The following is a 20,980-nucleotide window of genomic DNA, read 5'->3' as shown; positions in this document are numbered from 1 at the left end:
TAAAATTTCCTAATTTCGAGATGGTGGAAATAGGAAAAATAGTATGTTACTAGAATTTCCTTTTATAGAGATAATTAGGGAGGTTGATATTGTATATCTCCTTTAAGCACTTGGAGATGAAAGAAAGGAACATCGATTTGCCACACATTCGACCTAACCTGAAAATCAAGAAGGCAACAGGTGAGCGGTACAGCTATGTGGTAGCCGGAGCGATTTTATCGTGTAGCTCCGGGGACAAGCCTAATCGACTAAAAATGCCGTTCAGTCACGGAGTGTACATACATAATAAAGCACAAATGAACATCAAGGATCACATCCCCAACGAGAACATTTTCCCTTTTGGGAAATGTTACAGCAGACAAAATCCGGCAGTAGCAGCAGCGACCGCAGCCAATAATGGGGTGCTTACGCCAATGCCTTGCACTCCCATGACCACAATCCCCTGGATTATGGGGAAAGCTGATAAACTCATCGATGGACAACCAGCTTTGTTGAGCAAATCTGAGCTCAGTTGCCTATATTGCGGTACGATTAAAATTGAAGATGACGGTCAACTGTTGGAAGGTGCGTATGCCAGACAAGTATTTAGGGAAATTGCGGAAGAGGTCTCGGCAAGGAAAAGTGACATTCTCACCGCGTCTGACGGTATTCCAGTAGAGTGCACGCCAAAGTATCGAGCCATCATTACCCCGCCTTCTCCTTCAACCACGCCAACAAAAGACGCTTGGCAAGAGGCGATTGAGGGGAGCGTAGCGGCGCTTACAGGCTTCATGGATGCAGTGAGTGAGAGCGGGACGTACAACATGTACCAAGGAGAAGTTCCAACTGAATATCCAAAGTCCTATTTCGCTGGTAAACTGGTTGGGGACGCAGGGGTCACGGTTCTTGGCTATCTGGAGACGGTTGGAGGGGCAGCTCTTTTCGGTGGAGGAGTAGCAGCAGATGCAACTGGGGTTGGGACAATCGTAGGTGTTCCTGCCAATGTTGCAGGGGCAGCAGCGATGGCACACGGTTCAACGGTGGCTACCCAAGGAGCGGCTAACTTTGGAAGAGATGCGAAGGATTTGTATAATCATATAGTGGGAGGCTCGTCTGAGGGGACGGGGGAAAATGTTCCGACCACTCTCCCAAATAGAGAACTTACACTTGCTGAGAAAAAAATATATAGAAGACCTTCAAAATTTCGAAAAGGGGTTCGTGACAAAGCGTGGGATAACGCAAAAGGTAAAGATGGTCTAGTAAGAGACCCGCTTACAAAAAAAGTAATGAACAAAGAAGAGCCATGGGACATGGGGCATAAACCAGGGTACGAGTTTAGGAAACATCAAATTAGTGCAGCGGAGAGAGGAATTTCAAGAAAACAATTTTTAGATGAACATAATAATCCCGACCATTACAGACCGGAATTGCCTAGTTCAAACCGTTCACATGCGGGTGAAGACCCATCGGATTTATATTTCGGACCATAAAAGGATGATGAAAAGTGGAAGTAACAAATCAAATGAAGGAAATCGCAAAACATTTAGCTGATTTAAACGGTGGTCGTCCACGAATGTCAAGATTTTATGATGATAATAAAGAAAGCATTATCGATGTTGTAATCATGGATAATAAACCCAATCAATATGAGACAACTTATGCAACTGTCGGATTATGCAATTATGATATTGGGTATTCTGTAGATAATAAGCCTTTGAGAGTAGAATTTATTGGAGCATGCATAGATGAATATACTTTGTTTGGAAACATACTCAGTACATGTGCTTTTAACATAATAAATTCAGATTATTCTTGTTCTCCTGGTACGATTTTTCCTGATGTCATTAAAATGTACTACCCTGAATTTAATATGAAACATGTAATGTTTGTGAGTCCTTTTTTATGGGATGAAAAACTCACTTCATTTGACTTTGACGATAAACATGTTTCTTGGCTACAACTCATCCCTATCTCGGACGCGGAGTATAACTATGCAAAGCAAAATGGAAGTGAAGCATTAGAGGATCTACTCGCACAGTCGGATGTAGATGTTTTAGATGTTAATAGGGACTCCGTACTGTAATGCGAATTGAGGGGCAGTGCCGAATGAAATTAGCATTGGGGCTGCTAAATAAAGAGCAGAAGTGAACTTTCTTTGCATGCAAAAAATCCAACTGGTAACGAGGGGCACGTCATTCGTTCCCTCTATTTTAGCAAGAGGTGCTGGGACACAGTACCGCAATGATCATGGCCGGGGAACCCTAGAAAACCCGTTTGGTAATGCATGTATACAATCGTGGCTTTTGTAAATGGATTTTGCAGGTGGATAGTTGCAAGGGGACTTTACGGTAATCCTACACTAATTTCTTGATCGTAATGGCGGATTTTAACTATTTACACAAGATTTTATTAAATGTACTAGCCTTCATTTTGTTACAATCTCGGATTGTTATGGAGCAAGCAAGTGTTATTGCTACTTCGAAATTTAGAGTTTTGCCAGTGGAAGAGGTTTTTCGGAGATGACATTTAACCGTTGCTTTGATTGACCGTATAGCAAAGCTAAGCCTCACGCATTCCTTTTCTAGCTTCTGCCGATGGGCAATCCGGCTGGAAGCAGCAGCGGCTATTGCTCCGACGGGGTCGTTGAAATTGTGTGAATGCCAAAGGGAACGGCTTGTTCGCGATTTGGGTAAGATTTCCTAATTGCATGGGGTAGAAATAGGAAAAATAGAATATTACTGGAATTTCCTTTTGTAGAGATAATTAGGGAGGTTGATATTGTATATCTCCTTTAAGCACTTGGAGATGAAAGAAAGGAACATCGATTTGCCACACATTCGACCTAACCTGAAAATCAAGAAGGCAACAGGTGAGCGGTACAGCTACGTGGTAGCCGGAGCCATTTTATCGTGCAGCTCCGGGGACAAGCCTAATCGACTAAAAATGCCGTTTAGCCACGGAGTATACATACATAATAAAGCACAAATGAACATCAAGGATCACATCCCCAACGAGAACATTTTCCCTTTTGGGAAATGTTACAGCAGACAAAATCCGACAGTAGCAGCAGCGACCGCAGCCAATAATGGAATACTTACGCCAATGCCTTGCACACCAATGACCACAATCCCTTGGATTATGGGAAAAGATGATAAACTCATCGATGGACAACCAGCTTTGTTGAGCAAATCTGAGCTCAGTTGCCTATATTGCGGCATAATCAAAATTGAAGATGACGGTCAACTGTTGGAAGGTGCGTATGCCAGACAAGTATTCAAGGAAATTGCGGAAGAGGTCTCGGCAAGGAAAAGTGACATTCTCACCGCGTCTGACGCTATGCCAGTAGAGTGCACGCCAAAGTATCGAGCCATCATTACTCCGCCTTCTCATTCAACCACACCAACAAAAGATGCTTGGCAAGAGGCGATTGAGGGCAGCGTAGCGGCACTTACAGGCATCATGGATGCAGTAAGTGAGGGCGGGACGTACAACATGTACCAAGGAGAAGTCCCAACCGATTATCCAAAGTCCTATCTCGCTGGTAAACTTGTTGGGAACGCAGGGGTCACGGGTCTTGGCTTTCTGGAGACTTTGGGAGGGGGAGCTCTTTTCGTTGGAGGAATAGCAGCAGATTCAACAGGGGTTGGGACAATCGTAGGTATTCCTGCCAATGTTGCAGGTGCAGCAGCGATGGCTCACGGTTCAACGGTGGCTACTCAAGGAGCGGCTAACTTTGGAAGAGATGCGAAGGATTTGTATAATCATATAGTGGGAGGCTCGTCTGAGGGGAAAGGTAAAACTCCTGTTCCTACAAAACCCGGCGGGGGAAGCGATCCAAATAATTTTGTTAATGAGCATGCGAAGAAGCACATGTACGATCCTAGCAAACCTTCTACCAAGAATAGGTCCCAGTACGGTCAGGACGTTGATGTAAAGGAATTGAGAAGGATAACCATGAACAATCCAGACAAGGCTTACTCAAACTGGCCGAATCCAAACAATCCCAATCCAAATAGGATAACGAAATATTATAAGGAATTTGACGGGAATATTAGTACACCTGACACACCTACAGGAAGTCACAGGGTATTTGAAAATTTAGATAACCCGAAAAGTAGTTCCCATTTTCCTTATGTTCCCAGAAATAAAGATTAGAAAGTAGGTACACAAATGGCTATGTTTCTTTATCATGCAATTTTGCCTGAAGACCATGATCATCATGTTTCAATTGAAGAAATTTTGAATACGGGGATAAGTTATTCAACACAATCTAATAACTGGTATGGGAATGGAGGGGGGGTTAAGTCGCAGATAACAGAAATGTTTAAACCAATTAATGCCCCTATTTGGGTGAATTTTAAGACAGCCATAGGTGTAAACTTAGAACCTCACAGGCCGAGATCATTTTATTTTCCTATCTTTACTGAAAAAATCCTAGTTTTTGATAGGGATATTACAATGAACATATATGATCAGGCATTCTATGAAGATAATAAATTCACATTTGAGGAGGCATTGGATTTTGATACTGGTGAGTCTCTTGAGCATTGGATTAAGTTGTATTGGAATAGCATGATGACACTTCAAGAATACCTGTTAAAAAGACCTTATCCAAATCCAGAGGTTTTGGTTTTTGAGTCAATCCCTAAAGAGATTATTCGAGTGTGTGAAGAAAAATCGTAAACAGTGTATATTTGATTTGGTACTATCCAGTGCCGATTGAGAGAAACTCTACTTAAGTCGATACCAATATAATCTTTGCTATACCCCCTGTAAGAACTTTTATGAATTAAGAATTGTGCATAGAATGTCTGGAAAAAAGTATCTCTATTTAGCGTAATACGAACCAGGTCAATTCGATACCACCATAATTGACCTGGTTTTTATTATCTTCGTTTTCTTGTTTTTTTAATATGCTTGCAACAGTGTACGTACATAGAACGATAGATATAACCTCAACTTTTATGGGGATAAGACGACTATAAAGTATGAATGTCAATCAAAAAGCTAACCACGTGTGGACACTCGACAAAATGTGGACAACTTTGCCCAACATAAAGTTCCCCACCTGAACGTTTGAACACACGTCATCATTTTTGTATTTAGGATGCCAATGACAGCTACGCCTCCCGCTCTAGACACTCTTCCTGCTGCTTCTGCCGATGGGCAATCCGGCTGGAAGCGGCAGCGGCGATTGCTCCGACTAGGTCGTCCAGAAATGTGTGGACGCCGAAGCGCTTGTCGTTGAGTTGGGCCAACTTGCCGTGTTTGAGCTTGTCGACGTAGCCGAAGTTGGTAAAGCCAATGCTGCCGTACAGATTGACGATGGCAAGCGCCAATACTTCGTCCACGCCATACAGCGGCTCGTCCGTTTCGATAATTTCCTGGAGCGGCGGCAGCAGTTGTTTTTGCTCCGCAAGCATGTCCAACTGGATGCCAGTCAAAAGCGCATTTTGCACCTCGCGCTTTTTCAGCACGGACATCACGCTCTCCAGGCACAACTCCATCGTCAGGTCGGGGACGTATTCCGTCTGCAAAAAAAATACAATCTCGGCGATGTCATCGAGGGTTACGCCGCGTTTTCCCAAAAGCTCGATGACCACCGCCAGGCAGCTCTCGCTGTTGAGCGGATGCTCGATCATGCAAAGGTTCCTCCTTTTTCGAAAACCATGAGTTCTTCTAGTATCTGCATCCAGATAGGCACCTATCCCGGTTTTGCGACATACAATGCGCCAAGAGAAGGTGTGCAAGGAGGGTAGACCCGTATGGAGGAAAAAGAGCTGCTGCAGGAGCAATACGGCTTCCAGTTGCAAAACTACCGCGTGACGGGCGCCAGCAAGGTGCTCGAAACCGACCAGGGCCTGTATTACATGTTTGAAGCGCCTGCCGGCTATCGGTACAAAAGCAAGTTTATCGAGCGCGTGCGCAAGCATTTGAGTCAGCAGCAGGACATCCGCATGCTGAAGCTGGTCAAAACGACGGGCGGACAGTCCCATTTTGTCGAGGACGATCAGTTGTACTATTTGTACCGGGGAGTGCGCGAGTCGGTTCCGGAAAATGCAGCCTATGCCAGTGGCCAGTCGCTCGCGAAATTTCATCAGGCTACTAAAAATTTTTCCGGAGAGAAACTGTTCATTCCATACAGCGCGCTGGGGAACTGGCCCAGTACGTGGCGCAGAAAGCTGCGTCATTACAACGAGTACCGGGATGAGCTGGACGAAGCGGATGTCGAGCTTGCGCCGATGGATGAGCTGCTTTTGACCTGCTATACGTACGTGCATCAGCTTGGGGAAATTTCCGTGCAATATTTGCAGGAGGCGGGCTACGACAAAGTTGTCAAGGAAACGGCAGGTCTTGGAAAAGTAGCCTACCAAAATTTTGACCAAGGGTATATGCTATGGAATGAGAAGGATGTACGCCTGATGGCGGGGGAATGGAACTGGATTCTCGACATGCGGGCTCGCGATCTTGGTCAATGGCTGAAAGCCGAAACGAGGCGCAACGGCTGGAATGACGAAGCCGCGATCAGCTTTATCGACGGCTACAACAGTGTTTCGCCGCTGCTTTCCGGGGAATACGCTGTGATCTACGCACTCATGCTTTATCCTGGCCGCTTCCTGAAGCTGGTGGAAGCCTACAAGGAGCTGCCGCTGGAGGAAAAACAGGAGGTAAATGCGGAAGCATGGCAATCCCAACTGGAAGACGAGCTTACGAAAATGGAAGAGGGGCTCCGGCACTATCCCCGTCTGGTCGCAGAGCATTACGGCGTGTCCATTCCACAAATTGATTGGCTGTGGAGGCAAGACAATGAGCAAGCCACAAGTATTCGTCACGAGGAAACTGAGCAATGAAGTCATAGCTATGCTGGAGACGGTAGCGCAGGTCAACGTGTGGGAGGGAGATACTCCAGTGCCGCGCGCTAAGCTTTTGGAAGAGATCGAGCATGCGGACGCGGTGCTGACCATGCTGACAGAGCGGGTCGATAAGGAACTTTTGCGCCGTGCCAAGAAGCTGCGCATCGTCGCGAATATGGCTGTAGGTTACGACAATATCGACGTGGCCGCCTGCAAAAGCCAAGGTGTCACCGTAACCAACACGCCTGATGTGCTGACCGAGGCGACGGCGGATTTGGCGTTTGCGCTGCTTTTGGCGACCGGCCGCAGGTTGACGGAAGCGAACCGTTTTTTGCTCGCGGGAGAATGGACATCGTGGAGCCCGTACCTGATGGCCGGGCAAAGCGTGTACGGAACGACCTTGGGCATTATCGGCATGGGGCGGATCGGCGAGGCGGTTGCCAGGCGAGCGGCAGGCTTCAACATGCGCATTTTGTATCACAACCGCAATCGCAAGGAAGAGGCGGAGGCAAAAACGGGAGCGCGGCTGGTCGGGCTGGATGAGCTGCTGCAGGAGTCGGACTACGTCGTGCTGCTGACGCCGCTGACTGAAGAGACGCGGCATTTGATGGGGAAAAGAGAATTTGCCCTGATGAAAAAGTCGGCTGTCTTCGTAAATGTGTCCAGAGGTGGCACCGTCGACGAAGCTGCCTTGTACGAGGCTTTGGTTTCCGGACAAATATGGGCGGCGGGGCTGGACGTATTTGCCCAGGAGCCGGTTCCGCTCGACCATCCGCTTTTGTCCCTGCCAAATGTAGTGGCACTCCCGCATATCGGCAGCGCCACGATCCAGACGCGAGATGAGATGGCACGGCTGGCGGCAGCCAATATCGTCGCTGTGCTGAGCGGGAAGGAGCCGTTGACCGCCCTATGAGTACCGTTTTCATCGTGGCAGCAGGGCTTTTGCTCGTAGCACTCATAGCGGCTGCTGCTGTAGCCTTGCACGTCACCTGGCGCTTGACTCATCCTGTGCGCAAACCGATCGACATGGACCCGCAAGACTTTGGGATCGCGGGAGCGGAGGAGGTCGTGTTCCCGAGCAGAGAAGCGGGAATTTCTTTGGCGGGCTGGTACCTTTCCGCGGCCCGAAATGGGCGAACGCCAAATGGCCGGACGCTGATTTTTGCCCACGGTTACAGTCAAAACAGACAGGAGCCGCATCTGCCTGCGCTGGCGCTCGCCGCAAAGCTGGTGCATGTCGGCTACGACGTGCTGATGTTCGACTTCCGCAACAGCGGCCAGTCCAGCCAATCGTTGACGACAATCGGGTTGCGCGAGCAGCAGGATTTGCTCGGCGCCATAGATTTTGCGGAAGCGAAAAAGCCGGGACAGACGATCGGCCTCATCGGCTTTTCCATGGGGGCAGCGACGTCGCTTCTCGTCGGCGGGGCAGACCCAAGGATTGCGGCTGTTGTGGCAGATTCGCCTTTTTATTCGCTCAGGGAGTATTTGGAAGAAAATTTGCCGCAATGGACGGGCCTGCCGCGCTTTCCTTTTAGCTGGCTGATTTTGACCTTGAGCCCGGTTTTGCTTCGGGCGAATCCGCGTCATGTTAAACCGTATGAAAGCGTAAGGAAGGCGAAAAAGCCGTTTCTGTTCATTCACGGGACGAAAGACTCTACGGTGCCTGCGGAAAACAGCCAACGGTTGCATGCGCTGGCACAGGATAAGGACTCGCAATTTTGGCTCGTTCCGCATGCCGGGCACGTGCGCAGCTTCGCGTTAATCCCGGATGAGTACGCCGAGCGAGTGATTGCCTTTTTGGAAAAAGGGATGAGCAAAGCAGGCAAGAGCACCGAAGCCTGCGCCCTGCGAAAATGAAAAAGCAGCTACACAAAAGACGGTAGCTGCTTTCATGACTGTATGCCTGGATTAAAATACTTGTTGCACTTCTTTGATACCTGGGATTTCTTCCAGCAGGGCACGCTCGATCCCTGCTTTCAGGGTGATGGTGGAGGATGGGCAGCTGCCGCATGCACCCATCAGGCGCAGCTTCACGATGCCGTCTTCTACGTCAACCAGTTGTACGTCACCGCCGTCACGTTGCAGGTAAGGGCGCAGTTTATCGAGAACTTCTTGTACTTGATCCATCATATCCATGCTACATTCACTCCTTTCCAACTCCCTTTTATTATAATCGTACGCTGGCGATAAATCCATCGCTTACGTGACCTGTTGACACTTTCACGCCAGAAGTACAATCAATGCGAACCTGCATGGACTTTTTGCAACAGCAGCATGTTATAATGAAAAAGCAAGTACTTCAACATAAGGGGTCAGATTTTCGTGAACGTATTTCGCAATGTGAAGGAACTGATTGGCAATACGCCAATCGTCGAAATTACGCAGTTTGAGCTTCCCGAGGGAGTACGCTTGTTTGCCAAGCTGGAATATTTCAATCCGGGCGGCAGTGTGAAGGACAGACTGGGAATGGAATTGATTCGCGCCGCTGAAGAAAATGGCCAACTGAAGCCAGGCGGCACCATTATCGAACCGACAGCAGGGAATACAGGAATCGGGGTGGCGCTCGCCGCTGTAGGAACCGGCTATAAAGTCATTTTTTGCGTCCCGGCCAAGTTTTCCGAGGAAAAGCAGGAACTGATGCGCGCGCTTGGGGCAGAGGTTGTAAACACCCCGACCGAGCTGGGCATCAAAGGAGCGATTGCCAAGGCACAGGAGTTGGCAGCGTCGATTCCGGGTGCATTCGTGCCGCAGCAGTTCGCGAATCCGGCGAACCCTGATGCGCACTACAAGACGACAGGCCCGGAAATCTGGAGCCAAATGGACGGCAAGGTGGATGTGTTTGTCGCAGGTGCCGGGTCCGGCGGTACGTTCATGGGCGTAGCCCGCTATTTGAAGGAGCAAAATCCGAACATCAAGACCGTGATTGTGGAGCCGGAGGGTTCGATCCTGAACGGGGGAGAGCCTGGCCCGCACAAAACGGAAGGAATCGGCATGGAGTTTTTGCCGCCGTTCATGGACACCAGCTACTTCAACGCAATTCACACCATCCTCGATGTGGAAGCATTCGAGATGGTCAAGCAGCTCGCCGCCAAAGAAGGCTTGCTCGTCGGCAGCTCTGCCGGTGCAGCGATGGCAGCGGCTCTGCGCGAAGCGAAGGAAGCAGCTCCGGGCACGAACATCGTCACCTTGTTCGCCGATGGCAGCGAACGCTATCTGAGCAAAAAAATTTACCAGGGAGGAATTTAAGATGCGCATCAAAACCCGGCTGATCCACGGCGGAATTGATGGAGATCCACATACAGGAGCGGTTTCCGTTCCGATTTACCAGGTGAGCACGTACAAGCAGGAAGCAATCGGCGTTCACAAAGGCTTTGAATATTCCCGTACAGGCAACCCGACGCGCCACGCGCTGGAGACGTACATTGCCGAAATCGAAGGCGGCGCTCGCGGATTTGCCTTTGGCTCCGGCATGGCGGCATTGTCCACGATTCTTTCCCTGTTCAACAAGGGAGATCATCTCGTAGTCGGTGACGATGTGTACGGCGGTACATATCGCGTAGTGACCCGCGTCTTTTCCCGCATGGGTCTGGAAGCAAGCTACGTCGACACCAGCAATCTGGAAGCGGTCGAGGCGGCCATTCGTCCGGAAACAAAAGCGATCCTCATGGAGACGCCGACCAACCCGCTGCTGAAAGTAAGCGACATTCGCGCGCTGGCAGACATCGCCAAAGCAAAAGGCGTGCTGCTCATCGTCGACAACACGTTCATGACGCCATACTGGCAAAATCCGCTCGATCTGGGCGCAGACATCGTGTTCCACAGCGCAACGAAGTATTTGGGCGGCCACAGTGACGTCGTCGCAGGTCTGGTCGTTGCAAAAGATGCGAAGATCGGGGAAGACCTGCATTTCGTGCAAAACGCAATCGGCGGCATCCTTGGCCCGCAGGATTCCTGGCTGCTTCTGCGCGGCATGAAAACGCTCGGCATCCGTATGGAAGAGCATGAGCAAAATGCACGCACATTGGCAAAATGGCTGTCCGAGCGCAGCGACATCAAACGGGTTATCTATCCGGGCTTGCCCGACCACCCTGGGCACGAGCTGATTCAAAAGCAAGCGCGCGGCTTCGGCGGCATGATCTCCTTTGATGTCGGCAGTGCGGAACGCGCCGATGAAGTTTTGGCAAAAGTGAAGTATTACACACTGGCTGAATCGCTGGGCGCTGTCGAAAGTCTCATCAGCGTGCCTGCCCGCATGACACACGCCTCCATCCCGGCAGAGCGCCGCGCCGAATTGGGCATCACGGACGGCTTGGTGCGCATTTCTGTAGGGATCGAAGACGTGCAAGACTTGATCGAGGATCTCGACCAGGCGCTGTCCTAATCCCGCAACACATCTCGCACAGCGACGGACCTGATAGGAGGCGGATGAGATGAGTGTGGAAATCAAGGTGTTTGGAACCGAACAGCTCTGCGCCAGCTGCGTCAATTTGCCATCGGCCAAGGAAACGGCAGAATGGCTGCAGGCTGCTCTTTCCCGCAAATACGGTAGCGACAGCATCCGTATCGTGTACAGCGACTTTCAACACCCGCAGACAGAGGATGACAAAAGCTGGGCGACACGCATCATTGAGGAAGATTTGTGGTATCCGCTTGTCGTAATTTCCGGGGAAATTGTCGGCGAGGGAAATCCCAAGCTCAAAGACATTTACGAAAAGCTGGAAAGCATGGGCCTCACTCCGCTGGCTGCCCAGGCAGACAGTGAATAGGCGGCCCTAAAAGGCTCGAACCGATTGATAAACCGATCAGATGAAGAATCTGGTCGGTTTTTTGGGTATGAAACAGGAAAAAACGCCGCTTGCCGATGTCCCGTTTTCTCTTCTTGCCAGTACCAACGAAAGAATGCCGGGGATGAAGCTTTTACCACTTTGTTTTTATTTCGTAAACCGTTTGTAACAAATTCAAAGCGCTCCCGCCCTATAGTTGTTCATGTAGACAAGAACAACCAGGGAGGAACACACAATGAATAAAAAATGGATGAAGCCAGTTGCTTTTCTCGTAATGGCTGGCGTAGTAGGGGTAGCAGGATTGAATTTTGCTGGTACGAAGGCAGCTCATGCTGATGCGGAAAAAGGCAAGCTTTTCACCGCAGCAGCCGACTTGAAGCTCAGTGAAAACACGTATGTAATTGACGTGAAGTCCGCCGATGTAAACGGCGATCAGGTAGAGGATCAGGTTTTTCTGGTAGGTCAAAAAGAAAAGGCTGACGACATCTTTGCCTCCAACATGAACATCGTGGTGCAGGACGGCAAATCGAAAGCTTACAGCGCAACCAACATCACAGAGCTGAGCGGCTACGAAGGCGAACTGACTCTCGCAGACTTCACCGGAGATCACGTAGCCGATGTGTTCGTGAAAGCAGCGACTGGCGGCAGTGGCGGTATCTACAATCACGTCGTCGCTACTTTTGCCCACAACAAGCCAACCGTCATTTTTGGCGAAAAGGAAAACGAGGGCATCCGTTATGAAGGCAAATTCGTGGATGGCTTCAAGGTAGAGGGCAAAAGCAGCCAGCTGGGCAAGCCGTTGAGCATTGACGTAAGTGCCAACCAGGACGTATACGTGGCGGCCAAGCTGTACGACAAGGACGGGAAACTGCAGGCAGATGGCGAAGACGTTACCGTATATTCGTACCCTTTCGGCTCACTGATGCCAATCGACATGGATGGAAACGGAACCTATGAACTCGCAGGCGAACAACGAATCGTGGGCATGAACAACGCAGACACCGTTTCCCGTATCAACTCCGTTTGGGGCTACCAGGGCGAAGGCAAGTGGAATCCCTGGGAAATCGAGTATTCTACCTTCCTGGTGAAACACTCGGGCGAAGCGATCAACACCATGGTCGACAAGTAAGCCTGTTTGTTTCTGCTGCAAGATCAAAAAGGCATGGAGATGCCCGGAAAGGACAGTTCCACTAGCGTTTCATAATCAGAAGCATGGTTATATCAACGTTTCTGACAGACAAAGCGGGGATCTCGAAGTGGAAAAAACACTTTTGAGACAGCCACGCTAACGTAAAAAAGCGGAAACGTTGAAATACAAACGTTGCTAAAGGGCAAAAGGGGCTGCTCAGAGTCGAAAGTTCGACTTTTGAGACAGCCTCATTTTTGATGCAGGCCAGTCTTGTTCTACTGTCCGCTGCTCGCTCATATCTTACTTTTGGAGCAGCCCCAATCAAGGAGGACGAGCAGATGGAACAGCTAATCGCCCGCTTTTATGAACTGAAAGAAATCCAGAAGCAGGTCGAGGATGAGCTTGGCGCACTGCGAAGCAAGCTGATCGACACCTACGGGGAAGCCGGAAGCGCCGAGGAAGGCGACTTCAAGCTGTCGATCAGCTACCAGGAACGCCGGGAATACAGCGACGACCGCCTCTACAACTCCTTGCCCGACCCGGCCCTCTGGCGCCTCATGTCGCGAGCCGACGCCGGGAAAATCGCCAGCTTGCTGAAGCTGAATGTCATCAACGAGGGGATATTGGAAGGGACGTATGAGCAGAAAAAGGTGCCCGTTTTGCGGGTACAGAAGCGGTGAGAGGGGAAGAGGCCATCTATAGGCAACAGCCACCAGACAGAGTGCTGGTGGTTTATTTTTGGCTTGCTTTGCTTTTGGGGCTATTGAAAGATTTATAGTCCTAAAATCCTATACATACATGACGAGTTCGTGACTTTTTGTCTATTGTTAAAGAATGGAAAATGTCCGATAACACAGTTATGGGTTTATATTCCTTTTCAGATACACATTGGATGGTGGAACAGCAAAGCGTCAAACCGAAACAGCAAGAATCCTCCAATTCTATATAGGACCGATGGCGGAGAGGAGGAAAATCATTGGCAAATATTGAAGACATTCAAGTACAAATGCCCAGCGGCGGCGAAAAGAAAAGCTATGTCGTAGCAGGCGCGATTTTGTCCTGCAGCCAGGGAAGCCAACTAAGCCGGTTGAAAATGCCGGTCAGTCACGGTGTGTTCGTCAAGGGCAAGCCGCAGATGAACATCATGGACTTCAAACCGATGGATAACATCATGCCCTTCGGCAAATGCAGCAGCCTGAGCAATCCAACCGTTGCCCAGGCGACAGCAGCCAATAACGGGGTGCTCACCCCGATGCCATGCATGCCAGTGGTAACGATGCCTTGGCTGGATGGCAAAGCGGACAAGCTGGTGGAAGGATTTCCAGCCCTCCTGAACAAATCAACGAACATGTGCATGTACTGCGGACAAATTAAAATAGAGGACGATGGCCAAGACTTGGGCGGAGTATCCATTTCAAACGGCTCAAATGCATGCCCTGCCCCGGGAGCAAATGCCGGACAAGCGTCAGAAGGTGAGCAAATGCCAGAAGGTGAGCAACCGGCAGAAGAACGAAGCATGTGGGGGGATTTTGTCAAAGGTATTTCCGCACTGGGCGAAGTGCCAGCTGCGGTGAAAAAAGCCGCCAGCGAACTGCCGGGCGCGGTGAAGAAGGCATCACGTGAGTTGCCTGGAGGCATGCGTCAAGCGGCGAAGGAACTGCCGAAGGGTGTCAAGCAGTTTGTGAAAGAAGGGTATGTGGACCCGCTGAAAGAAGATTTAGCGACCCTAGGGGATGGCAAGTTTACCAAGGAGGATGTGTTTGTAGTTGGTGGGTTAATCCTTGACGCAGTATCGTTGGGGAGAAGTAGAGTAATTAAGAACCTGCATAAATCAGTTGACAAAGCGAAAAGAAATTTGGTAAAGAATTCTGATAAGATTGAAGTTGGGAATAAGGGGACGGGTAATACTTATACACCTGTCGAATATAAAGGGACAACGAAGGTCGAGGGGCAAACTAGAGATATAAGTAGACGTGTATATCAGAGGAGCGATATCGACTGGAATCAGGTTGACCCAGAAACTGGATTAACCAACCTTGAATTAATGAAAAAAGGTAGACCACCGTATTGGAAAGATGGTACGAAAGTAGAACTTCATCATACCATCCAGTTAGAACCTGGTCCAATGGTAGAATTACCTGCTAGTTTACATGATGAATATAGTAAAATATTGCATGGACTAGTGGAAAACGGCGGTAGTTTTAGAAATAATCCTGCACTAGAAAAGCAATATAACAATTTCAGGTCAAAGTATTGGAGATGGAGAGCAAGGCAACTTGAAGGAAAAGAGTAAGATACAGGAGGGATAAAAATTGAAACGTGATGAATTGATTGCTTTTATTCAAGAACACTCTGACGATACTGATTTTACTGGTGGAGTTGCGGATGAGGTCATCGAAAAAGTAGAAGGTGAACTAAAAGTTAAGTTTCCGCAAAGCTATAAATGGTTTCTGAAAAACTATGGTTCGGGTGGTGTATTTGGAGTAGACATACTAGGTTGTGGGAAATCCTCAATTCCTTCTGTAGTATCGAATACTCAAAGACTTCGTAATCTTGGACTACCACTTGAATACATTGTCATTGAAAACTGTGAAGAGTTTTTTTATTGTCTTGATACAAGAAATTCATTGGATGGTGAATGCCCAATTATTTCATGGGATAGAGTGGCAGGATACAGTGGGAAACGAGCAGACAACTTTTTCGATTTCTTATCTGATAGATTCAGTGAAGCTAAAGAGAACTGGGATGAGGATTTTTGAGCTGTTGTGCTAGGTAGAAATATGGGGGAGCACACGCAAATAGACGAATTCGTATCACTGCGTACGGAAAAATAGGGGTCTGTCAAGATTTTTGTGTAAACTCAATCAACCAATATATGAAAAGGTTTCATCCCCCTAATTGGGACGTCTTTTTCGAAACCAATAGAGTCAAGGGCGTAAGGCGAAGCGAACTCTTGACGCGTTGGTGGAGAGAAAGATCATCCTTTCGGGGATGAAGCCTTTCATTTATTAACGGATGTACGGCTGTACCCGATCTTCAAAGAAAACGGAAAGCTGTAAGAGAATCTGGCCCCAGTTCTGGACTCGTCCAGTCCACTTTCGCAGAATATCCATGGTTACGAGATATAACATCTTCAAAAGAGCATCATCTTTGAGGAACATGGCTTTACTCCAATTTTCCCTGCCCACTCTCGCGCTTGCGAAAGCTCCTCTCCAGCCGCGCCTGAATAATACGCGGTTGTTCCCTCTTCAACAGATCTACAATATAAAACAAAGTCCCTACAATCACACACAGCCCTAGAAACAAGGCAATTTCCGGGGCAACCATGACAAGCATCCCCCCTGCCACAATCACGAGAAGAATATACCCAATCAACTTTCCCATCTTTATCTTCCTCCTATATCTGTGTAAAATCTACTTGATACCCAATATTTTACTAACCAATAATGATAACGGCTATCCTGCGTGAAAAACATCCACGTGAACGTGAGCGAGACGAACCAAAACGAACCAAACGGCCGAGCTTTTGCCAATCGAGCTTGCTGCCCCCTCATCGCTCTCCAAAGAGTACCGGGTGTTCTTCTGGATGGTGCCCCCTTGTTTCTCGTGCCCTATTGGAAGGAGGGGGACTGCGGGGAGCTGAGGCTGGATTTGTCGCCGTTTCTTGCGGTGGCGAAACGAGTGAAGAAACGAGTGAAAAGCCGTTTTTTACGCTGGATTTGGCGAAGCGAAAAGACGGCGGCTGGATCATTTTGGAGTAGGGCGATGGGCAAGTGTCCGGGCTGCCCGATCGGGCTGATGTCGTCGTGCCATTTTACGAAAAAATCAAACTGGCGATTATCGGGCGGCTCGTAACGCAGCTATCTGCTGTTTGCAACCGATACGCTATATACTTTCTTACTCACCTGGAAAAGAGTGTGAAAACATGAACCACGAGCTGTTTCAGCCGACGTTGAAGCCCAATGTCGACTACGAAACCAAATCGTACAATCTGAACCATTACCTCTTGGCTGTCGTCCTTGGGGGCTTGCTGCCAGCTATCGTGCTTGGGGTCAAAAACGCGGGCTGGCTGCGGATCAAGCCGCTGTGGAGCTACGCGATTGCGGCGGCAGGCGTTGCTGTGTTCTTTCTGACAGCCAGGTACGCGCACTTTCTGGCGGTTGGTACAGGAATCATGTACTACTTCCTGCTGAGAGGCAGGTACCGCATTCATATGGGTCTTTTCGCCAAGACGGAGCCGATCGTGCCGGAGGCTGTTTTATATGCATTGCTGGGCAAGGCCGTAGAGTGGTTTCTCGCAGCAAAAGGAGTGCAACTGTTCCATGGAAACTGAAGCGCTGCAAAATTCGCGGCATTATCAACTGGGCAAACATTACTACGACATGAATCGCTATGAGCAGGCAAAAGAACATTTGCGCGAGGCGCTGGCGGAAGCGCCGACGAATCCGACCGTGCTTTACATGCTGAGCTACTGCGAATTTGAGCTGGGCAATGTTGAGGAAGCTTATGAGCTGTGTGTGGATGTGCTGCAAAAAGGGTTGGTAACGGAATATGTGTACCAACTGCTCGCGCTGATTTTGAAGTCGCAAAAAAAGTGGTATGAAGCCGAGCAGGCCTTGTTGCAAGCTCTCGCGCTGAATCCGCAGGAACCGGGGATTATTGCGACTTACGCGTACCTGATGCTGCAGACGGGACACGTGAAAAAAGCAAGGCTGCTGATGGAGGAAGCAAAGCGACTGGACCCGCAAGACAGCACGGTGCTGCACTACCAGTTTTACATCGACTTGATCGTCAGCAACAAAAAGCAGCAGCAAAAAACGCTGCAAAGCTATGTGGAAGTCGAGGACGACGAACTGTACAAGCTGATAAAAATCGGGGAAGAGGCGTACTTTCGCGACGATTACAAAACCGCGAAGGAAAATCTCGTCCAGGCGTTTTTGCTCGATCCAACCAATGAGCGCGTAAAAGAGATGCTGGATGCAATCGACAAGGAAACACACATCGTCTTTTGGCCAAACCGACTCGTAGACAAACTGGGTGGTCCGATCGGGATGTGGGCAGTTTTTGCCGGTATCCTGTTCCTCGTCAGCTACTTTGCTCCGTTTGCGCTCGAATACTTTGCTGTCGGCTGGATTGTTTTCGGGGTCTACACGTGGATCTCGCCGCTTGTTTACAAACTTGTGTGTAAAGTGAGGAGTCAGTAGGTGGAGAAAATCGATGTCCTTTTACAAATGACAAAAAGCAACCCGGAAAACGCTTCGGCGTGGTATTTGCTCGGTCTGGAGTACGCCGCGACGGGCAAAAACAACGAGGCATTGCAAGCTTTCACGGAAGCGCTGCGCTGCAATGATCCGGCGCTGACACAGCAGATCATCGGGGAGCTGGGCAAGCTTTCCCTCGCGCAGTCGCCGGCTTCCGCGCCTGTACAAAGCGAGACATCCGTTCCAGCGGAAGCGGCAGCCGGAAAAGCGGAGGTTGTAGCGGTATATCAGACCAACGATGCAGAACGGCATGAAGCAGTGGACGAAGCGGCGGATGAAACCAAAGCCGAAAAGGTACCCGTTTTCGCAATCAACCAGCCCAAGGCTGCGAGCCATATTCAAGGACTCGGCAGCGAGCGGCCCTTCCAGGTCATCTCCGGCGGTCAAGCGGGCAAAAGAGACAGGGCAGAGACGCCGATTACGTTTGCTGATGTAGGCGGCTTGCATGCCGTGAAAAATGCGATCCATATGAAAATTATCAAACCGTTTGTATCTCCCGGACTGTTTGAACGATTCCGGAAAAAGGTAGGGGGCGGCATCCTGCTGTACGGCCCTCCCGGCTGCGGAAAAACATTTATCGCCAAAGCGACAGCAGGCGAGTGCCGCGCCCGGTTTATCCCGATTCACATCTCGGACATTCTCGATCCGTATATCGGGGTGAGCGAGCAGAACTTGCGGGAGGTGTTTTCATCGGCGCGGGCAAACAAGCCCAGTGTGCTGTTTCTCGATGAGATGGACGCGCTCGGCTACAACCGCAGCCGTTCTGCGACGTCCTCGATGCGCACGCTGATCGACACGCTTTTGACCGAAATCGAAGGCATTGATACCAATACGGACAAAATGCTCATCATCGGGGCGACGAACATGCCGTGGGACGTAGACCCTGCCTTCAAGCGCCCTGGCCGCTTCGACAAGATGATTTTTGTCTCGCCGCCAGATGAAGAAGCGCGAGCGACCATTTTCCGCATCAAGCTGCATGAGCGGCCGATTGAGCAGATTGACTATGCGCTTTTGGCAAAAGAAACCGACCTGTACTCAGGGGCAGACATCGAAAACGTGGTCGAACTCGCTACAGAGGAAGTCATCGCCGAGATTATGCGCACAGGAGTCGAGCGGCCTCTGACCATGAAGGACCTGAAAAACGCCATCCAGTCGACGCAGCCGTCTACGATTGACTGGCTCCGTACAGTGAAAAATTACGTCAAATACGCCAACCAGGGCGGTTTGTACAACGATGTAGAAGCGTTTTTATCCAGATACAAGCGAATCTAAAATGAACCCTTTGTGCTTTCCAGACGCGCACAAAGGGTTCTTCCTTATGCAAAAAGAAAACCTGTTTGACCAGTTGGCCAACAGGCTTGATGATTATCCCATATGTTTTTTGTACATCCAAAGCTGTCCGCTTTTGATGACGCGGGCCATCTGACCGACCAGAGAGACTTTCCCCATGCTGGCAAAGCCTTCTTTTTTGCCGAGAGAGCCAAGGAAGCCTTTGTGCTTGAGCGGTGGCAGAGAAGCCGGGAATTCTTCGCCTTTGATGTCTTTTTTCAGGATCAGGGCGATCTGGTCCCCTTGAATCTCGGCTGTTTGGGCACTCGGCGCAGTGATTGTGCTTGCGCAGTCGCCTACGACGTAGACGTTTGGATGGGTAGGAATCTGGTGATACTGATTCAGTTTGGCGCGTCCGATATTGTCTGTTTCGATTGGCAGGGCACGCACGATCCGGTTGGCCTGAATACCGGCTGTCCAGACGATGACATCGCTTGGAACCGGCTGGTTATGGTTGTACACCACTCCCGGCTCAACTCCTGTAACGTTTGCCATGGAGACAAGCTGGACCTCGTGCTCGATAAACCATTGGGAGGCGTACTCCTGCAGCTTTTTCGGGAACGGGCTCAAGATGCTTGGACCACGGTCAATGATTCGCACGTTCAGGTCAGGACGGCTTTCGCGCAGCTCTGCCGCCATTTCCACACCGGAGAGACCACCACCCACAACAGTAACCGTACCATATGGATTGACATTATTGATTGCCATGTAAGTGTTGCGGGTAGCTCCCATGGTTTGGATCGAGCACGTATACTGGTCGGCACCAGGGATGTCATGGTAACGATCCTCACAACCCAAACCGATGACGAGCCAATCGTACGAGAGGGCATCCCCGTTCGCAAAGTTGACGACCTGCTCGTCCAAATCGACGGCAATAACTTCGCCGTATTTGACCGTCAGGCGGGGATCGCTTGGAAAATTAACCCGCAAATGGGATTCCGGCGTAGTGCCTGCGGCCAGAGCGTAGTACTCTGTTTTCAGACCGTGAAAAGGCATACGGTCCACAAGGGTAATTAACACGTCGTCTGGTAAATCAGGGGACAGGACTCGCTCGATAATACGAAGACCCCCGTATCCTCCACCAAGGATCACAAGTCGTTTCATAGAAGGTCTAGTCCTTTCTTATGTCCGTTTTTTACAGCACCCATTCTATTTTTAGTCTCTTTCGGCAAAAATGCAAGCACAATCTTTTTCCCGTTTTCTCCGCTGGATTTTTGGAAAAGTCGCGGTACAATAAAGTACGTGACGATGTCGGTATAATCGGTAGGTGAAAATAGATGAAGCCATTGGTAGAATTTTGCGCCAGCAACGTTTCCTCCTACACGCAGTCTGTCGTAGATGCGCTGGAAAACGACCCCGAGCTGGATGTGGATGTTCTCGAATACGGCTGTCTTGGCTACTGCGGAGAATGCTACATGGAACCGTTCGCCCTGGTAAACGGCAAGCTGTTGCAAGCTCCGTCAGCAGAAGAATTGCTTGTGAAAATCAAAAACTGCTTGCGAGAGGAAGAAGACATGCTGGACGCAGATTTTCCGCTGTAAGCTGTTTTCTTAGGATGTTCATTCCTGTCCGCGACCAACCGCGCGTGCCAGGAAATAAAAAAAGCTGATGTCCGTTGTTTAGTGGACATCAGCTTTTTGC

At 49.6% G+C, this 20,980-nt stretch carries 21 protein-coding genes and 3 pseudogenes; 19 read left to right on the top strand and 5 right to left on the bottom strand.

Going from position 1 to position 20,980, the window contains the following annotated elements; translation table 11 throughout:
* Nucleotides 1-89 precede the first annotated feature (89 nt).
* The 4 genes and pseudogenes from EDM57_RS23950 (at nt 90) to EDM57_RS02215 (ending at nt 4,662) form a co-directional block, all read left to right on the top strand.
* The gene (locus EDM57_RS23950; protein WP_425455761.1) at nt 90-1,469 is read left to right on the top strand and encodes a PAAR-like protein; all 1,380 of its coding nucleotides are present in this window, start codon (nt 90-92) and stop codon (nt 1,467-1,469) included.
* Between the two features lie 14 nt (nt 1,470-1,483).
* Nucleotides 1,484-2,062: a suppressor of fused domain protein gene (locus tag EDM57_RS02235; protein ID WP_122903146.1), complete on the top strand. Its 579-nt coding sequence runs from the start codon at nt 1,484-1,486 to the stop codon at nt 2,060-2,062.
* 722 nt (nt 2,063-2,784) lie between these two features.
* Nucleotides 2,785-3,231: pseudogene (locus EDM57_RS02225) on the top strand (DUF4280 domain-containing protein); the annotation flags it as partial.
* Nucleotides 3,232-4,149: 918 nt separating this feature from the next.
* Nucleotides 4,150-4,662 carry a DNA polymerase III gene (locus EDM57_RS02215; RefSeq protein WP_122903145.1) on the top strand — a complete coding sequence of 171 codons (513 nt, stop codon included), beginning with the start codon at nt 4,150-4,152 and terminating at the stop codon, nt 4,660-4,662.
* 437 nt (nt 4,663-5,099) lie between these two features.
* Here the strand turns inward: EDM57_RS02215 and EDM57_RS02210 are convergent, their stop codons facing one another.
* Complete coding sequence (locus tag EDM57_RS02210; RefSeq protein WP_122903144.1) at nt 5,100-5,621, bottom strand: phosphatidylglycerophosphatase A family protein; 522 nt, start codon at nt 5,619-5,621, stop codon at nt 5,100-5,102.
* 123 nt (nt 5,622-5,744) lie between these two features.
* Here EDM57_RS02210 and EDM57_RS02205 point away from each other — a divergent pair, with 123 nt between their 5' ends.
* Genes EDM57_RS02205 through EDM57_RS02195 form a run of 3 tightly spaced genes read left to right on the top strand, consistent with a single transcriptional unit; the run spans nt 5,745 to nt 8,693 of the window.
* A complete protein-coding gene (locus EDM57_RS02205) occupies nt 5,745-6,830 on the top strand; it encodes a protein kinase family protein (protein ID WP_122903143.1) in 1,086 nt (361 codons plus the stop codon).
* A complete protein-coding gene (locus tag EDM57_RS02200; protein ID WP_122903142.1) occupies nt 6,787-7,746 on the top strand; it encodes a 2-hydroxyacid dehydrogenase in 960 nt (319 codons plus the stop codon). Before EDM57_RS02205 ends, EDM57_RS02200 begins: the two co-directional genes overlap by 44 nt.
* Nucleotides 7,743-8,693 (top strand): alpha/beta hydrolase, encoded by a 951-nt coding sequence (locus EDM57_RS02195; protein ID WP_122903141.1) that lies wholly within the window; start codon nt 7,743-7,745, stop codon nt 8,691-8,693. The genes EDM57_RS02200 and EDM57_RS02195 overlap by 4 nt, the downstream gene beginning before the upstream one ends.
* 51 nt (nt 8,694-8,744) lie before the next feature.
* Here EDM57_RS02195 and EDM57_RS02190 read toward each other — a convergent pair whose 3' ends face one another.
* Entirely contained in the window at nt 8,745-8,966 is a 222-nt protein-coding gene (locus tag EDM57_RS02190; protein WP_122903184.1) for a NifU family protein, read from the bottom strand.
* 192 nt (nt 8,967-9,158) lie between these two features.
* On the opposite strand from EDM57_RS02190, the gene cysK reads away from it, so the two are divergent.
* From cysK to EDM57_RS02150, 8 genes and pseudogenes are all read left to right on the top strand, one after another.
* Entirely contained in the window at nt 9,159-10,082 is a 924-nt protein-coding gene (cysK, locus tag EDM57_RS02185) for a cysteine synthase A (RefSeq protein ID WP_122903140.1), read from the top strand.
* 1 nt (nt 10,083) lies between these two features.
* Nucleotides 10,084-11,217, top strand: coding sequence for a bifunctional cystathionine gamma-lyase/homocysteine desulfhydrase (locus tag EDM57_RS02180; RefSeq protein WP_122903139.1), 1,134 nt, complete (start codon nt 10,084-10,086; stop codon nt 11,215-11,217).
* Between the two features lie 49 nt (nt 11,218-11,266).
* Entirely contained in the window at nt 11,267-11,602 is a 336-nt protein-coding gene (locus tag EDM57_RS02175) for a YuzD family protein (RefSeq protein WP_122903138.1), read from the top strand.
* A 253-nt stretch (nt 11,603-11,855) separates the two neighbouring features.
* Complete coding sequence (locus tag EDM57_RS02170) at nt 11,856-12,749, top strand: hypothetical protein (protein ID WP_122903137.1); 894 nt, start codon at nt 11,856-11,858, stop codon at nt 12,747-12,749.
* Between the two features lie 338 nt (nt 12,750-13,087).
* Complete coding sequence (locus EDM57_RS02165) at nt 13,088-13,429, top strand: hypothetical protein (protein WP_122903136.1); 342 nt, start codon at nt 13,088-13,090, stop codon at nt 13,427-13,429.
* A 326-nt stretch (nt 13,430-13,755) separates the two neighbouring features.
* A pseudogene (locus EDM57_RS23635) lies at nt 13,756-14,145 on the top strand (DUF4280 domain-containing protein); the annotation flags it as partial.
* Nucleotides 14,146-14,229: 84 nt separating this feature from the next.
* Nucleotides 14,230-15,042: an HNH/ENDO VII family nuclease gene (locus EDM57_RS23850; RefSeq protein ID WP_342771454.1), complete on the top strand. Its 813-nt coding sequence runs from the start codon at nt 14,230-14,232 to the stop codon at nt 15,040-15,042.
* Between the two features lie 19 nt (nt 15,043-15,061).
* Nucleotides 15,062-15,508, top strand: coding sequence for an SMI1/KNR4 family protein (locus tag EDM57_RS02150; protein WP_122903135.1), 447 nt, complete (start codon nt 15,062-15,064; stop codon nt 15,506-15,508).
* A 249-nt stretch (nt 15,509-15,757) separates the two neighbouring features.
* Here EDM57_RS02150 and EDM57_RS23625 read toward each other — a convergent pair.
* Both EDM57_RS23625 and EDM57_RS02140 read right to left on the bottom strand, forming a co-directional pair.
* Nucleotides 15,758-15,916, bottom strand: a pseudogene (locus tag EDM57_RS23625) (IS256 family transposase); the annotation flags it as partial.
* Nucleotides 15,915-16,133 (bottom strand): hypothetical protein, encoded by a 219-nt coding sequence (locus tag EDM57_RS02140; protein ID WP_122903134.1) that lies wholly within the window; start codon nt 16,131-16,133, stop codon nt 15,915-15,917. The gene EDM57_RS02140 and the pseudogene EDM57_RS23625, both read right to left, overlap by 2 nt.
* 541 nt (nt 16,134-16,674) lie before the next feature.
* Between EDM57_RS02140 and EDM57_RS02135 the strand changes: the two genes are divergently transcribed.
* Genes EDM57_RS02135 through EDM57_RS02125 form a run of 3 tightly spaced genes read left to right on the top strand, consistent with a single transcriptional unit; the run spans nt 16,675 to nt 19,282 of the window.
* Nucleotides 16,675-17,082 carry a hypothetical protein gene (locus EDM57_RS02135; protein WP_122903133.1) on the top strand — a complete coding sequence of 136 codons (408 nt, stop codon included), beginning with the start codon at nt 16,675-16,677 and terminating at the stop codon, nt 17,080-17,082.
* On the top strand, nt 17,072-17,953 hold the full coding sequence (locus EDM57_RS02130) for a tetratricopeptide repeat protein (RefSeq protein WP_122903132.1): 882 nt from the start codon (nt 17,072-17,074) through the stop codon (nt 17,951-17,953). The genes EDM57_RS02135 and EDM57_RS02130 overlap by 11 nt, the downstream gene beginning before the upstream one ends.
* Nucleotides 17,954-19,282: an AAA family ATPase gene (locus EDM57_RS02125; protein WP_122903131.1), complete on the top strand. Its 1,329-nt coding sequence runs from the start codon at nt 17,954-17,956 to the stop codon at nt 19,280-19,282.
* Nucleotides 19,283-19,375: 93 nt separating this feature from the next.
* Here EDM57_RS02125 and EDM57_RS02120 read toward each other — a convergent pair whose 3' ends face one another.
* Entirely contained in the window at nt 19,376-20,443 is a 1,068-nt protein-coding gene (locus EDM57_RS02120) for an NAD(P)/FAD-dependent oxidoreductase (RefSeq protein WP_122903130.1), read from the bottom strand.
* Nucleotides 20,444-20,616: 173 nt separating this feature from the next.
* On the opposite strand from EDM57_RS02120, the gene EDM57_RS02115 reads away from it, so the two are divergent.
* Nucleotides 20,617-20,880: a DUF1450 domain-containing protein gene (locus EDM57_RS02115; RefSeq protein WP_122903129.1), complete on the top strand. Its 264-nt coding sequence runs from the start codon at nt 20,617-20,619 to the stop codon at nt 20,878-20,880.
* Nucleotides 20,881-20,980 lie beyond the last annotated feature (100 nt).

Source organism: Brevibacillus gelatini (genome assembly GCF_003710935.1).
GTDB lineage: Bacteria > Bacillota > Bacilli > Brevibacillales > Brevibacillaceae > Brevibacillus > Brevibacillus gelatini.
Note: the sequence above shows the minus strand (reverse complement) of the source record. Positions and strands in the feature narration are given on the sequence as shown.

Coding starts and splice junctions, on each gene's coding strand:
- EDM57_RS02120 (WP_122903130.1), bottom strand. CDS start 20,443: ATGAAACGACTTGTGATCCTTGGTGGAGGATACGGGGGTCTTCGTATT.
- EDM57_RS02205 (WP_122903143.1), top strand. CDS start 5,745: ATGGAGGAAAAAGAGCTGCTGCAGGAGCAATACGGCTTCCAGTTGCAA.
- EDM57_RS02210 (WP_122903144.1), bottom strand. CDS start 5,621: ATGATCGAGCATCCGCTCAACAGCGAGAGCTGCCTGGCGGTGGTCATC.
- EDM57_RS02115 (WP_122903129.1), top strand. CDS start 20,617: ATGAAGCCATTGGTAGAATTTTGCGCCAGCAACGTTTCCTCCTACACG.
- EDM57_RS02190 (WP_122903184.1), bottom strand. CDS start 8,966: ATGATGGATCAAGTACAAGAAGTTCTCGATAAACTGCGCCCTTACCTG.
- EDM57_RS02200 (WP_122903142.1), top strand. CDS start 6,787: ATGAGCAAGCCACAAGTATTCGTCACGAGGAAACTGAGCAATGAAGTC.
- EDM57_RS23850 (WP_342771454.1), top strand. CDS start 14,230: ATGCCAGAAGGTGAGCAACCGGCAGAAGAACGAAGCATGTGGGGGGAT.
- EDM57_RS02180 (WP_122903139.1), top strand. CDS start 10,084: ATGCGCATCAAAACCCGGCTGATCCACGGCGGAATTGATGGAGATCCA.
- EDM57_RS02215 (WP_122903145.1), top strand. CDS start 4,150: ATGGCTATGTTTCTTTATCATGCAATTTTGCCTGAAGACCATGATCAT.
- EDM57_RS02165 (WP_122903136.1), top strand. CDS start 13,088: ATGGAACAGCTAATCGCCCGCTTTTATGAACTGAAAGAAATCCAGAAG.
- EDM57_RS02140 (WP_122903134.1), bottom strand. CDS start 16,133: ATGGGAAAGTTGATTGGGTATATTCTTCTCGTGATTGTGGCAGGGGGG.
- EDM57_RS02195 (WP_122903141.1), top strand. CDS start 7,743: ATGAGTACCGTTTTCATCGTGGCAGCAGGGCTTTTGCTCGTAGCACTC.
- EDM57_RS02175 (WP_122903138.1), top strand. CDS start 11,267: ATGAGTGTGGAAATCAAGGTGTTTGGAACCGAACAGCTCTGCGCCAGC.
- EDM57_RS02130 (WP_122903132.1), top strand. CDS start 17,072: ATGGAAACTGAAGCGCTGCAAAATTCGCGGCATTATCAACTGGGCAAA.
- EDM57_RS02135 (WP_122903133.1), top strand. CDS start 16,675: ATGAACCACGAGCTGTTTCAGCCGACGTTGAAGCCCAATGTCGACTAC.
- EDM57_RS02170 (WP_122903137.1), top strand. CDS start 11,856: ATGAATAAAAAATGGATGAAGCCAGTTGCTTTTCTCGTAATGGCTGGC.